The 13958-nt window shown below is 68.9% G+C and carries 11 protein-coding genes, 1 other RNA gene and 1 riboswitch; of the genes, 9 read left to right on the forward strand and 3 right to left on the reverse strand.

Annotated features, from left to right (window positions below):
* Positions 1–70 precede the first annotated feature (70 nt).
* Positions 71–170, forward strand: a riboswitch (guanidine-I (ykkC/yxkD leader).
* A gap of 71 nt (positions 171–241) precedes the next feature.
* From AR540_RS14495 to atzF, 5 genes are all read left to right on the forward strand, one after another.
* A complete protein-coding gene (locus tag AR540_RS14495) occupies positions 242–1306 on the forward strand; it encodes a putative urea ABC transporter substrate-binding protein (RefSeq protein ID WP_059229911.1) in 1065 nt (354 codons plus the stop codon).
* A gap of 69 nt (positions 1307–1375) precedes the next feature.
* Positions 1376–2104, forward strand: a complete 729-nt coding sequence (locus AR540_RS14500) for an urea amidolyase associated protein UAAP1 (RefSeq protein ID WP_059229912.1) — start codon at positions 1376–1378, stop codon at positions 2102–2104.
* A 10-nt stretch (positions 2105–2114) separates the two neighbouring features.
* Positions 2115–2750, forward strand: coding sequence for an urea amidolyase associated protein UAAP2 (locus AR540_RS14505; RefSeq protein WP_059229913.1), 636 nt, complete (start codon positions 2115–2117; stop codon positions 2748–2750).
* Positions 2751–2928: 178 nt separating this feature from the next.
* Positions 2929–6528 carry an urea carboxylase gene (gene uca / locus AR540_RS14510; RefSeq protein WP_059229914.1) on the forward strand — a complete coding sequence of 1200 codons (3600 nt, stop codon included), beginning with the start codon at positions 2929–2931 and terminating at the stop codon, positions 6526–6528.
* 11 nt (positions 6529–6539) lie between these two features.
* Positions 6540–8342 carry an allophanate hydrolase gene (gene atzF / locus AR540_RS14515; protein WP_059229915.1) on the forward strand — a complete coding sequence of 601 codons (1803 nt, stop codon included), beginning with the start codon at positions 6540–6542 and terminating at the stop codon, positions 8340–8342.
* Here atzF and AR540_RS14520 read toward each other — a convergent pair.
* The 3 genes from AR540_RS14520 to AR540_RS14530 form a co-directional block, all read right to left on the reverse strand.
* Entirely contained in the window at positions 8339–8767 is a 429-nt protein-coding gene (locus AR540_RS14520; RefSeq protein WP_059229916.1) for an NUDIX hydrolase, read from the reverse strand. The genes atzF and AR540_RS14520 overlap by 4 nt on opposite strands.
* Positions 8768–8793: 26 nt before the next feature.
* Positions 8794–8885: non-coding RNA, sX9 sRNA (locus tag AR540_RS14525), on the reverse strand.
* Positions 8886–9140: 255 nt separating this feature from the next.
* Positions 9141–10262, reverse strand: a complete 1122-nt coding sequence (locus tag AR540_RS14530; protein WP_059229917.1) for a glycerophosphodiester phosphodiesterase — start codon at positions 10260–10262, stop codon at positions 9141–9143.
* A 285-nt stretch (positions 10263–10547) separates the two neighbouring features.
* Here AR540_RS14530 and AR540_RS14535 point away from each other — a divergent pair, with 285 nt between their 5' ends.
* The 4 genes from AR540_RS14535 (at position 10548) to rlmF (ending at position 13494) form a co-directional block, all read left to right on the forward strand.
* On the forward strand, positions 10548–10763 hold the full coding sequence (locus AR540_RS14535; RefSeq protein WP_059229918.1) for a cysteine-rich CWC family protein: 216 nt from the start codon (positions 10548–10550) through the stop codon (positions 10761–10763).
* Positions 10763–11467: a 16S rRNA pseudouridine(516) synthase gene (locus AR540_RS14540; RefSeq protein ID WP_059229919.1), complete on the forward strand. Its 705-nt coding sequence runs from the start codon at positions 10763–10765 to the stop codon at positions 11465–11467. Before AR540_RS14535 ends, AR540_RS14540 begins: the two co-directional genes overlap by 1 nt.
* A gap of 60 nt (positions 11468–11527) precedes the next feature.
* The gene (locus AR540_RS14545) at positions 11528–12499 is read left to right on the forward strand and encodes an aldo/keto reductase (protein WP_059229920.1); all 972 of its coding nucleotides are present in this window, start codon (positions 11528–11530) and stop codon (positions 12497–12499) included.
* A gap of 68 nt (positions 12500–12567) precedes the next feature.
* A complete protein-coding gene (gene rlmF, locus AR540_RS14550) occupies positions 12568–13494 on the forward strand; it encodes a 23S rRNA (adenine(1618)-N(6))-methyltransferase RlmF (RefSeq protein ID WP_059229921.1) in 927 nt (308 codons plus the stop codon).
* Positions 13495–13958 lie beyond the last annotated feature (464 nt).

The raw sequence follows: 13958 nt of genomic DNA on the forward strand, positions 1-13958 counted from the left end.
CTATTCGCTTCGGTCAGTCTCGTGCAGGACCTGACCGGGTACATCCCGGTAAAGCGGCACCACAATCAGGTAAATGGATGGCTAGGGTTCCGATCCGCGCAGGCGGATGTCTGGTCCGAGAGCCATCGACCTCCAGCGAGGTTACACGGCGGGACAAAAGCCCGGGAGAACGCGACTTGCGAAGTAGTTCGTCAAGTGCCGCGGCTCCTGCGCCTCATCCGACCCTGAACTGGAGGTTTCCATGCGTAAGCCCCTGCTCTCCCTCGCTGTCGCCGGCCTCGCCCTGGCCCTGAGTTGTTCCGCCCTGGCGGAGAAGAAAGACAAATTCAGCGTCTGCTGGACGCTCTACGCCGGCTGGATGCCCTGGGGCTACGCCAGCTCCGCCGGCATCATCGACAAATGGGCGAAGAAGTACGGCATCGACGTCGAGGTCGTGCAGCTCAACGATTACGTCGAGTCCATCAACCAGTACACCGCCGGCCAGTTCGATGGCTGCGCCATGACCAACATGGACGCCCTGACCATTCCCGCCGCCGGTGGCGTGGACTCCACGGCGTTGATCGTCGGCGACTACTCCAACGGCAACGACGGCCTGCTGATCAAGGGTGAGGGCAAGACCCTGGCCGACCTCAAGGGGCAGACGGTCAACCTGGTGGAGCTCTCGGTTTCCCACTACTTCCTCGCCCGCGCCCTGGAAAAGGCCGGACTCAGCGAGCGCGACGTCAAGGTGGTCAACACCTCGGACGCCGACATCGTCGCTGCCTACGCCACCCCAGACGTCAAGGCCGCCGCCACCTGGAATCCGATGCTGGCGGAGATTCGCCGCCAGCCGGGCAGCACCCAGGTGTTCGATTCCTCGCAGATTCCCGGCGAGATCCTCGACATGCTGGTGGTCAACACCCAGACCCTCAAGGACAACCCGGCCCTGGGCAAGGTGCTGGTCGGCGCCTGGTTCGAGATCCTCGGCCTGATGCAGTCCGGCACCCCCGCAGCCACCGAGGCCCTGACCAGCATGGCCAAGGCCTCCGGTACCGACCTCGCCGGCTACCAGGCGCAGCTGGCCACCACCAAGCTGTTCTACACGCCCCAGGAGGCGCTGGCCTTCGCCACCAGCCCCAGCCTGCCCGAAACCATGACCCGGGTCGCCCGCTTCAGCTTCGAGCACGGCATCCTCGGCGAAGGCGCGCGCAGCCCCGAGGCCATCGGCATGAGCTTCGCCAAGGGCGTGGTCACCGGCGACAGCGGCAACCTCAAGCTGCACTTCGACCCCAGCTACGTCCAACTGGCCGCCGACGGCAAGCTCTGACCCCTCCCTTCCGAGTCGCGCGGACCGCAGCGGGCGGTCCGCGCCCCGCCACGAGCCTCGAGACCTGCCATGACCGCTTCTCTGAACCTGAGCCCCACCCTCTACGACGAAATCCTCCCTGGCGGTGGCCACACCTCCTTCGTGCTGCGCCGCGGCCAGTTGCTGCGCCTGACCGACCAGGAAGGCGGCGCCAACGTCAGCCTGCTGCTGTTCAACGCCCTGGACAAGAGCGAGCGCCTGAACCTGCCGGACACCCTAAAGTGCCAGCACACCGCCCGCCTCACCGCCGGTCACTGCCTCTATTCGGACATGGGCCGCGTGCTCGCCGCCCTCACCGCCGACACCTGCGGCTGGCACGACAGCTTCGGCGGTGTCCTCGATGCCGCCGAAGTCCGGGAAAAGTACGGCCAGGGCCGCTACCAGGAATTGCGCAACGGCTTCTTCCGCAACGGCACCGACAACCTGCTGGTGGAACTGGGCAAGCATGACCTGGGCCTGGCCGACCTGCTGATGACCATCAACCTGTTCAGCCGGGTCGACGTGGACGCCGACGGCGCCTTCCGCTTCCACCCGGAGAATTCCCAGGCCGGCGACTACGTCGAGCTCTATGCGCCCATGGACACCCTGGTGGTGCTCACCGCCCTGCAACACCCGCTGGACCCCAATCCCGTCTATGCGCCCAAGCCGGTGCGCCTGAGCTGGCAGAAGGTCGCCAGCGACGGCATCACCCTGCTCTGCCGCAGCTCGCGCCCGGAGAACGGCCGCGGCTTCCACAACACCGAACGCCAGTACCTCTGAGGGCCGTGCCATGAGCCTGATCGAAAGCGAGCTGCATCCCGACACCGCGGTCTTCCGCCACACCATCCCGGCCGGCGAGCCCTACCTGTTCGAGGTCAAGGCCGGACAGACCCTGCGCCTGCACGACCTGGAGGGCAACCAGGCCATCGACACCCTGTTCTTCGCCGCCCAGGACCCGCGCGAGCGCTTCGACCCCCAGCGCACCCTGCGCCGGCAGAATCGCGTCTACCTCACCACCGGCACGGTGCTCTATTCCAACCGCGGCAATGCCCTGCTGACCATCGTCGCCGACACCTGCGGGCGCCACGACACCCTCGGCGGCGCCTGTGCCCAGGAGAGCAACACGGTGCGCTACGCCCTGGACAAGCGCCACATGCACAGCTGCCGCGACAACTTCCTGCGCGCCGCCCTGCACGATGGCCGGCTCGGCAAGCGCGACCTGGGCGCCAACATCAACTTCTTCATGAACGTGCCGATCACCCCCGAGGGCGGCCTGACCTTCGAGGACGGCCTCTCCGCCCCCGGCAAGTACGTGGAGCTGCGCGCCGAGACCGACGTCATCGTGCTGATCTCCAACTGCCCGCAACTCAACAACCCCTGCAACGGCTGGAATCCCACCCCGGCGGAGGTGCTGATATGGAACTGAGCCGCGCCCAGCGTCTCTGGCGGTGGCTGCGGCCGTGGCTGTATCGCTTCTGCGAACTGCGCGCCGCGCGCTATCCCACGCCGCGCAAGCCCTAGTCCGCCGCATCGCGCGCCTCCCGGGGACGACCTCGGGAGCCTTCATCCGGCGGGACGGCCCGTCACCTTCGAGGACGCCTCGAATGTTCACCACCTTGCTCATCGCCAACCGTGGCGCCATCGGCTGCCGTATCCAGCGCACCCTGCGCGAGCTGGGCGTCGCCTCCGTCGCCGTCTACAGCGAGGCGGACCGCGCCAGCCGCCACGTCAGCGGTGCCGACCAGGCCTTCAGCCTCGGCGAAGGCGCGGCCGCCGCCACCTACCTGGACACCGCCAAGCTGCTCGACGTGGCCCGCCAGAGCGGCGCCCAGGCCATCCACCCCGGCTATGGCTTCCTCTCCGAGAACGCCGCCTTCGCCGAGGCCTGCGAAGCCGCCGGCATCGCCTTCGTCGGCCCCACCCCGGAGCAGTTGCGCACCTTCGGCCTCAAGCACACCGCCCGGGCCCTGGCCCGTGCCCAGGGCGTACCGCTGCTGGAAGGCACCGAGTTGCTGGAGAACCTGGCCGCGGCGCTCATCGCCGCCGAGCGGATCGGCTATCCGGTGATGCTCAAGAGCACCGCCGGGGGCGGCGGCATCGGCATGCGCGTCTGCCGCTCCGCCAGCGAACTCGGCGACGCCTTCGAGGCGGTGCGCCGCCTGGGCCAGAACAACTTCAGCGATGCCGGCGTCTTCCTCGAGAAGTACATCGAGCGGGCGCGCCACCTGGAGGTGCAGGTGTTCGGCGATGGCCAGGGCGAGGTGCTCGCCCTGGGCGTGCGCGACTGCTCGGTGCAGCGGCGCAACCAGAAGGTGCTGGAGGAAACCCCGGCGCCCAACCTGCCCGCCGGCATGGCCGAGGCGCTCTGCGCTGCCGCCCTGGACCTCGCCCGCGCGGTGCGCTACCGCAGTGCCGGTACCGTGGAATTCGTCTACGACAGCGGTGCCGACCGCTTCTACTTCCTGGAGGTGAATACCCGGCTGCAGGTCGAGCACGGGGTCACCGAGCAGGTCTGGGGCGTGGACCTGGTGCGCTGGATGATCGAGCTGGCCGCCGGCGACCTGCCACCGCTGGCCGAACTCGCCCGCAGCCTCGTCCCCCAGGGGCATGCCATCCAGGCACGGCTCTATGCCGAGGACCCGGGCCGCGACTTCCAGCCCAGTCCCGGCCTGCTCACCCAGGTCGACTTCCCGCCGGCGGACGGCCGCGCCCTGCGCCTGGACACCTGGGTCGAAGCCGGCGGCGAGATCCCGCCCTACTTCGATCCCCTGGTGGCCAAGCTGATCGCCTGGGCCCCCGACCGCGACGCCGCCCGGCAACGGCTCGACCAGGCACTGGCCGAGACCCGTCTCTACGGCGTGGAAACCAATCGCGACTACCTGCGGCAGATCCTCGCCGCCGCGCCCTTCGCTTCGGGTCAACCCTGGACCCGCTGCCTGGAAGACCTCGTCTATCGGGCGACCACCCTGGAGGTGCTCAGCGCCGGCACCCAGACCACGGTGCAGGACGCGCCCGGTCGCCTCGGCTACTGGGCGGTGGGCATTCCGCCCTCGGGCCCCATGGACGACCGCGCCCTGCGCCTGGGCAATCGCCTGCTGGGCAACGCCAGCGACGCCGCCGCCCTGGAAATCACCCTGGCCGGCCCCACCCTCAGATTCAACACCGACGCCGTGGTGGCCGTCACCGGCGCGCCCCTGGCGATCCTGCTGGACGACCACCCCCAGGCCATGGACAGCGTCTTCCGGGTGCCGGCCGGCGCCGTGCTGCAACTGGGCGCCGTCACGGGCGCCGGGGCACGCAGCTACCTCTGCCTGAGAGGTGGACTGGACCTGCCCGAATACCTGGGCAGCCGCAGCACCTTCACCCTCGGCCAGTTCGGTGGCCACGGCGGCCGCGCCCTGCGCGCCGGCGACGTGCTGCACCTGCACCCCCTGAGCGATCCAGCGGTCGGGGCCCGCCTGCCGGAGGCCCTGGCCACCCGGCTGCCCGCTACCCGCACGCTGCGCGTCATCTACGGCCCCCATGGCGCTCCGGATTACTTCAGCCGGGCCTATCTGGAGCTGTTCCTCGCCACCGACTGGGAGGTGCATTTCAACTCCAGCCGCACCGGCGTGCGCCTGATCGGTCCCAAGCCGGAATGGACCCGTGAAGACGGCGGCGAAGCCGGTCTGCACCCCTCCAACATCCATGACAATCCCTATGCGGTCGGCGCCGTGGACTTCACCGGCGACATGCCGGTCATCCTCGGCCCGGACGGCCCCAGCCTGGGCGGCTTCGTCTGCCCGGTCACGGTGATCGAGGCCGATCTCTGGCAACTGGGCCAGCTCAAGGCCGGCGACCGGGTGCGCTTCCTGCCGGTGGACCTGGCGACCGCCCGCCGCCTGCAACAGGACCGCCTGGTCGAGGAACGCACGCTGCAGCCGGTAGCGACGACCGCCGTGATTCCGCACCTGGGCGATCCGGTGGTGCTGGACCTCGGCAGCGGCGCCGAGCGGCTGGTGGCTCGGCTCTCCGGTGACACCCACCTGCTGCTGGAGATCGGCCCGCCCGAGCTGGACCTGGCCCTGCGCTTTCGTGGCCACGGCCTGATGCAGGCCCTGGCCGCCCTGGCGCTGTCCGGCCTGTGCGAACTCACCCCCGGCATCCGCTCGCTGCAGGTGCACTACCAGCCCGAGGCGCTGCCCCTGGCCGAGCTGCTGGCGGCGGTCACCCGCTGCTGGCAGGCCATGGGCGACGCCCAGGATCTGCGGGTGCCCTCGCGCATCGTCCACCTGCCGCTGTCCTGGGACGACCCGGCCTGCCGCCTGGCCATCGAGAAGTACGCCACCACGGTGCGCAAGGATGCCCCCTGGTGCCCGAGCAACCTGGAATTCATCCGCCGGGTCAACGACCTGGACTCCCTGGAGGCGGTCAAGCGCATCGTCTTCGACGCCAGCTACCTGGTGCTGGGCTTGGGTGACGTCTACCTCGGCGCCCCGGTGGCCACGCCGCTGGATCCGCGCCATCGGCTGGTCACCACCAAGTACAACCCGGCGCGCACCTGGACCGCGGAAAACTCGGTGGGCATCGGCGGCGCCTACCTCTGCGTCTATGGCATGGAGGGCCCCGGCGGCTACCAGTTCGTCGGGCGCACCCTGCAGATGTGGAATCGCTATCGCGAGGTGGCAGCCTTCCACGGCCAACCCTATCTGCTGCGCTTCTTCGACCAGATCCGCTTCCATGAAGTCTCGGCGGACGAACTGCTGCGCATCCGCGCCGACTTCCCCCTGGGTCGCGTGCCGCTGCGCATCGAAGAGAGCGAGCTGTCGCTGGCCGACTACCAGGCCTTCCTCGCCCGCGAAGCCGAGGGCATCGCCAGCTTCCGCGCGCGCCAGCAAAGCGCCTTCGCCGCCGAGCGGCAACGCTGGATCGACTCCGGCCAGGCGCATTTCGACAGCCAGGAGGCTCCGGTCGAGCCTACCGAGGAGACGCCCCTCGCCGCCGGCCAACTGGCGCTGGAAAGCCCGGTGGCCGGCAATCTCTGGCAGGCCCAGGCACAGCTCGGCGACCTCGTGGAAGCCGGTCAACCCCTGCTCATCCTGGAGTCCATGAAGATGGAAATTCCGCTGCTCGCCCCCTGCCGCGGGCGCATCGCCGACCTCCACGTCCAGCCCGGCTCGCCGGTCCGCGCCGGCCAGCGCCTGCTGGTGATCGACAAGACTTGAAGGAAGCCACCATGACATTCGATCTGCGTCTCGACACCCTGCGCGCGGCCTACGCCGCCGGCACCCTCACCCCGCGCGCCCTCATCGCCGCGCTGCGCGACAAGGCCGCCCAGCTCGCCCCTGAGTACCACCTGTTCATCCACCTGCTGACGCCCGCCGAGCTGGAGCCCTATCTCGCCGCCCTGGACGACCGCGATCCAGCCGGGCTGCCACTCTACGGCATCCCCTTCGCCCTCAAGGACAACATCGATCTCGCCGGCATCCCCACCACCGCTGCCTGCCCGGCCTATGCCTATGTGCCCGAGCGCTCCGCGCCCCTGGTGGAGCAGCTGATCGCGCTGGGCGCCGTGCCCCTGGGCAAGTGCAACCTCGACCAATTCGCCACCGGCCTCAACGGTACCCGCTCGCCCTATGGCGCCTGCCGCAACAGCGTCCACCCGGACTACCCCGCCGGCGGCTCCAGCGCCGGTTCGGCCCTGGCCGTGGCCCTGGGCGTCGCCAGCTTCGCCCTCGGCACCGATACCGCCGGCTCCGGGCGCGTCCCGGCGGCGCTGAACAACCTGGTGGGACTCAAGGGCAGCAAGGGCCTGCTCTCCACCGCCGGGGTGGTGCCCGCCTGCCAGACCCTGGACTGCGTGACCTTCTTCACCGCCACGGCCGCCGAGGCCAGCGAACTGCTGGCCCTCACCGCCCGCCTCGATCCCCGCGATCCCTATAGCCGCGCCAATCCGCAGTGGAACGACGCCAGCGCCTTCGGCCGCCCACGGCCCTTCCGCTTCGGCGTACCGACCCAGTTGGAATTCCTCGGCTGCCCGGAAAGCCCGGCGCTATTCGCGGCGGCCCAGGCGCGCCTGGAAGCCCTGGGGGGCGAAGCCGTGCCGCTGGATCTCGCCCCCTTCCTGGAGGCCGCCCGCCTGCTCTACGAAGGCCCCTGGGTGGCCGAGCGCTACAGCGTGGCCGGCGCCCTGATCGAGGCCGAGCCGGACGCGGTGCTGCCGGTGATCCGCGCCGTGCTGGAAAAGGCGCCCGGCGCCACGGCGGTGGAGGCCTTTCGCGCCGGCTATCGCCTGCAGGCCTTGAAAGCCCAGTGCGATGCCCTGCTGGCCGAACTGGATGGCGTGCTCACCCCCACCTATCCGCGCCCGGTCACCCTGGCCGAGCTGGCCGCCGAGCCCGTCGCCCGCAACGCCGACCTGGGCTACTACACCAATTTCATGAACCTGCTGGACTACGCCGCCGTGGCCGTGCCGGCGGGCGTCATGGCCAACGGCCTGCCCTGGGGCGTGACCCTGTTCGGCCGGGTCTTCACCGACCAGTACCTGCTGAGCCTGGCGGCGGCGCTGCAAGAGGCCCAGGACCTGCCCCTGGTGGGCGGTGCGCGGCCGAGCGCCAGCCTGCCGGCCCGTACCGCCCGCCATGACCGCGCGCGCCTGGTGGTCTGCGGTGCCCATCTGCAGGGCTTGCCGCTCAACGGCCAGCTCCTCGCCCGCGGCGCCCGGCGCCTGGCCCTGACCCGGAGTGCCCCGCACTATCGCCTCTACGCCCTGGCCGGCGGACCGCCGCTACGCCCGGGCATGGTCCGGGTCGCCGAAGATGGCGCGGCCATCGAGGTGGAGGTCTGGGAATTACCCAGCAGCGAACTGGGCAGCTTCCTCACCGGCATCCCCGCCCCGCTCGGCCTGGGCAAGGTGGAACTGGCCGACGGCAGCTGGGAAACCGGCTTCATCTGCGAGCCCTATGGCCTCGTCGGGGCCGAAGACATCACCGTCCACGGCGGCTGGCGGACCTGGCTGGCGGCGCGGACGAAGTCCTAGGAGCCCTGGCGTTCGGCCAGGTAGTCCTGCACCCGCGTCTGCAGATGGGGCACACCCTGGGGATGGGCGAGGAAGTCGGCGAGGCGCATCAGCTGCCAGTGCTGACCCTCGTCGCCAAAGCGAATGGCGGCGATCTCGGCCGGGTGCAGCTCACCGGCGAACAGCCAGCTGGGCAGGTAGCCGGGCTGGCGCGGTGGATAACGGCGGCCCCAGGTCAGCCGGGCTTCCTCCAGCACCAGGCCGAATTCCTCTTCCAGCTCGCGCAGGGCGCAGCGCTCCGGGGTCTCGCCGTCTTCGCGGCCGCCGCCGGGCAAATCCCAGAGGCCCGGCCAGGGGATGTCCGGCTTGTCGTCACGCTGATAGACCAGTACCTGATCGTCGCAGAGCAGCGCCAGCTTGGCGCCGTTGAAGGGTTCGCTGGGCATGGTGGAAGGTCCATCCGGTTAAGAGCGGCTAACAAAACGTAGCGAGCGGTTGTCAGGCGGGTGCGCGCGGCGCGCAGGAACCGCACCGGGCTCGCGCACGAGTGTACGAGTGGTACATGAGGATTCCGAGCACTGCACGCGCCCGTCTGGCGGACGCGCAGTAGTTTTGTTGGCCGCTCTAAGAGCCTGTTCATAATCTCGCGAGCTAGAGCCAAACAAGGCGAAAATGGCTGAGGAAGCGGAGTTTACGAGTGGTAAATGAGCATTCCGACCGGGCTGGCGACCCAGGCCATTTTCAACGCGGTTTGGCCGACGCGCAGCAGATTTTGAACAGGCTCTAAGACGGGGAGACCCCAGGCCTCTCCGTCCGGGCTCAATAACCGAGTTGCTTGAGCAGCGCACCCGGCTCCTGCTTGACCGGCCGCTGGTAGAACTTCAGCAGTTCGGCACTGCGGTTGGTGAAGAAGCCATCCACACCACGCGGCGCCAGGCGGGCGTAGTCCACCGCCGAATCCACGGTATAGGCGTGCACCAGCAGGCCGCGCTCGTGGGCCACGTCGTTCATCCAGGGCTTCACCAGGTCAGCGTAGCTCTGGTCGCCGCCTTCCTCCAGCGCCGCCGACGGGCCGATGCCGATGGCGCCATGGGCCTTGGCCCATTCCACCCAGGCGGTGAAGTCACCCTCGGAGCGTACCTGCTGCTTGGCATAGTAGGCCGCCTTGCTGGCCTCGCCCGACTCGGCGTAGCTCGGCCCGGGCTTGGCCGGGATGTAGTCGTCGCCCAGCCACAGCAGCAGGATCTTCGGCGTCGTCGGCATCTCCTTCTGCAACAGCTCAAGGCTGCTCTTCTCGAAGGTCTGCAGGATCACCCGCCCAGGCATGGCCGCTACGCCCGTGGCGCCGGCCTTGGGTTGGCCGAGCCAGCCGCGCTGTGCCAGCTTGGCCTTGAGATCGCGCTCGATACCGGGGAACAGCTTGGGCTGCTTGGTCTCGATGTAGAGACCCGGCTTGTTGCGCCCGCCCTCGGCGATATCGATGACCTCGTCGAGGGTGAGGATCTTGAGTCCGGCGAATGTCGGGCGGGCACGGTCCGGATGGGCCTGGTTGAACCAGCTGCCGGCATCCAGCGACTTGAGCTCGGCCAGGGTGAACTGGCTGACCGGCGCCTTGGCGCGATCCGGGAAGCGCTTGGCGACGTCCGTGGTGCGCTCGAGGGTGTCGTCGTGCAGGGCGATGAGCTGGCCGTCCTTGGTGCGCTGCAGATCGAGTTCGAGATAGTCCGCGCCCAGTTCCCGCGCCACCAGGTAGGCCGGAGCGGTGGACTCGGGGGCATCGAAGGACGCGCCGCGATGGGCGATCACCGCCGGCCAGGGAATGCCGGCCTGGCGGGCCAGGGTCTGGCCGACGTCGGCCTCGGTGGCCAGGGCCAGTTGGCTGACCAGCAGGGTGCCGGGAATGAGGGTACGGATCAGGGTGCGCAGTGCCGTTATTGTCATGGGTTCCTCAGTGGTCCGATGATCGGAGCTAGGTCCTGTACGAAAACTGCCTGCGCTCGGTGATGCTTCGTTGAAAAAGGCCTCGGAATGCTCATTTACCACTCGTAAACTCCGCTTCCTCAGCCTTTTTCGCCTCGCCTGACCTTCGCTCGGCGACTTTTCGTACAGAACCTTGGATGCAGCTTGCACTCCGGATGCGACAGTACGCAGACATCCGGCGCAGGAGACGTTATCCAGGTCGCAATTTCCGGTACTCTGCCGCCCGCTTCGCCCGACGAGATCACCATGACTGCAGCGCCCACGCCCTTCGATCCCACCCGCTGCCCCCTGTGCGGCGGTACGAATCGCTGCGTGCTGGCCGCGGGCGGCGAGATCCAGGATTGCTGGTGCCTGCAGGCACCGGTCGATCCGGCGGCCTTGGCGCGCCTGCCCGACGACGAGCGCCATCAACGCTGCCTGTGCCCGGCCTGCGCGGCGGGAGTCAGGCCCGAGAACGGCTGATGCGCCTGGATCGCTGGCTGGGCAATAGATCCGAGCTGGGCCGCCAGCTGGCCCGCCGCCTGCTCGCGGAAGGCCGGATAAGGGTCAACGGCGCCACCACCCTGCAGGCCGCGCGCGAGGTGTTCGCCTTCGACCGCATCGAGGCCAACGACCGCCTGCTGCAGGACGGCCCCGGCGGTCGCTACCTGATGCTGCACAAGCCGCGCGGCTGCGTCAGCGCCACCGTCGACGCCCGCCATGCCACGGTATTGGACTGCCTAGCGGCGGAGGAGCGCGCCGACCTGCACCTGGCCGGCCGGCTGGACTTCAACACCACCGGCCTGCTGCTGCTGACCAACGACGGCCAGTGGTCGCGTGGCCTGAGTCACCCGCGCCATAAGCAGACCAAGCGCTATCTCGTCACCACCGCCGAGGTCATCCCGCCGCAGCTGGTCGCGGCCTTCGCCGAAGGGCTGTACTTCGCCTACGAAGACCTCACCACCCAGCCCGCCCAGCTGGAGCTGCTGGGCGAGCGCAGCGCCTACCTGACCCTGGTCGAGGGCCGCTATCACCAGGTCAAGCGCATGTTCGGCCGCTTCGGCATCGAGGTCATCGCCCTGCACCGCGACCGTATCGGCGCCCTGGCCCTGGATCCGGCGCTGGCCGAAGGCAGCTATCGCTCTCTGACGGCCGACGAGGTGGCCCTGCTACGTCCGGCGGACTAGGGGAACAGGACCTCGGGAGCGTCGGTCGGGATGCAGACACGCACCATCCGGAGACTTCCCATGCGTATCGACATCCCCTCCCTGGGTTTCGGCGGCGCCCCCCTGGGCAACATGTTCCACGAGGTGAGCGACGCCGACGCCCGAGCGACTCTCGCAGCCGCCTGGGACGCCGGCATCCGCCTCTATGACACCTCGCCGCACTATGGCGCCGGCCTGTCCGAGCGCCGTTTCGCCGAAGTGCTGGCCGACAAGCCACGCGACGACTTCGTCCTCTGCAGCAAGGTCGGCCGCCTGCTGGAACCCGCCGATCAGCCGGAAAACGCCCCGCCGTTCGTCAACGAACTGCCCTTCAAGCGCGTGCTCGACTATTCCGCCGACGGCGCCCGCCGCTCCATCGAAGCCAGTCTGGAACGGCTCAAGACCGACCGCCTCGACCTGGTCTGGATTCACGATCTCTCGGAAGACCAGCACGGCCCGGCCTGGCGCGACTACTTCGCCCAGGCCATGCAGGGCGCGGCCAAGGCCCTCACCGAAATGCGCGAAGAAGGCCTGATCATGGGCTGGGGCCTGGGCGTCAACCTGGTGGAGCCTTGCCGCCTCGCCCTGGAGCAAAGCGATCCCGACGCCTTCCTGTTGGCTGGTCGCTATTCGCTGCTGGACCACCGCGAAGCCCTGGACACCCTCTTCCCGGAGTGTGAACGCCGGGGCGTGGGCATCGTAGTGGGCGGGCCCTTCAACTCCGGCCTGCTCGCCGGCGGCAAGCACTACAACTATGCCGAGGCGGAGCCGGCGCTGCGCCGCAAGGTCGAGCTGATCGAGGGTGTCTGTCGCGATCACGGGGTGGACATCCGCGCCGCGGCCCTGCAGTTCTGCCTCGCCCATCCCACGGTGGCCGCCACCATCCCTGGCAGCAGCAAGCCGGAGCGGGCGCGGCAGAACGCCGAACTGCTACGCGCGCCCATTCCCGCCGCCTTCTGGCGTAACCTGCGCGAGATCGGTGTGCTGCCAGAAGATGCCCCGACGCCGGCGTGAGTCCCCCCGTGAGTCCAGGGGCGCGGCTGTGCTAGGCTGCCGCCCCCTTTTCCACCCTGCCCGTCGCCATGACCTCGCCCCGTCGTCCCCTGCCTGGCCGCCCCGCGCCCCTGCATCCCCGCAATCGCCATCAGGGCAGCTACGACTTTCCAGCGCTGATGCGGGTGAGTCCCGCGCTCAAGCCGTTCGTGGCGCCGACGCCACGGGGCAATCTGTCCATCGACTTCACCGATCCCCAGGCCGTGCGCGCGCTCAACCGCGCCCTGCTGGCGTCGCACCATGGCGTACGCGACTGGGACATCCCCGCCGACTTCCTCTGCCCGCCGATTCCCGGCCGGGCGGACTACCTGCACCACCTGGCCGACCTGCTGGCCGAAGGCAACGGCAGCCAGCTTCCGCGCGGTGGAGCGGTCCGGCTGCTGGATGTAGGCACCGGGGCGAACGGCGTCTATCCGCTGATCGGCTTCAAGGAATACGGCTGGCACTTCGTTGGCAGTGACATCGCCCCTGCGGCGCTGGCTGCCTTCGGGCGCACCCTCGCCGCCAATCCGGATTGCGCTGCCGCCATTGAATTGCGCCTGCAGCCCGATCCCCAGGCGATCTTCGCTGGCATCCTGCAGCCCGGCGAGCGCTACGCCGCCACCCTGTGCAATCCGCCCTTCCACGCCAGCCCCGACGATGCCGTGCGCGGTAGCAAACGCAAATGGAAGAACCTCGGCAAGACCACCGGCAAGCAGGCGCCCCTGCTCAACTTCGGCGGCCAGGCGGCCGAACTCTGGTGCCCCGGTGGCGAGGCGGCCTTCATCGAGCGGATGATCCACGAGAGTCGCACCTTCGCCAGCCAGGTCGGCTGGTTCACCTGCCTGGTCTCCAGGGCCAGCAACCTGCCCCTGCTACAGGCGGCGCTGCGGCGCGAGCAGGCCAGTGAGATTCGGGTGGTGTCCATGGCCCAGGGCCAGAAGCAAAGCCGTTTCCTGGCCTGGCGCTTCGTCTGAAGCGCCCCTTGGGCCCTTCGAGCGGAGGCCCGCCGACGGATATCAATACCCTGAAAAGACCGGGAAGCGACCCTTCGGCGGCTTTCCGGCCAGTTTCGTCGGCGTGCGGCGGCCCAGGAAAGGCCAGGCATCCAGCCAGCGAAGCGCCAGCATCGGCCGTGCGAACGCCCTTGGAAAGCGCCCTTCGGATCGGAAGCGACCGGATTAGACCAAAGGCTAATAGCCAAATACGATTTATTCCGGGCTAGGCACGCGACATCCTTCCCTTTAAAATACCCGGCAACAAAAACGCATGCGCACGCAGCCGCTCCCGAGACCTTCGTCTTCGGTAAGCCGCCGCCTGAGCGCGTATCGCGTTTTTGCTCCGACCCTTCCGGTGACTCACGAGAGAAGGGCGGGGGGAGGGACAAGAACCTGCCCTTGCGTGTTCCGGCTGCATTCTGCCTTGCCCAGCGCACATCCAC

Source organism: Pseudomonas sp. EpS/L25 (genome assembly GCF_001512295.1).
GTDB lineage: Bacteria > Pseudomonadota > Gammaproteobacteria > Pseudomonadales > Pseudomonadaceae > Chryseomonas.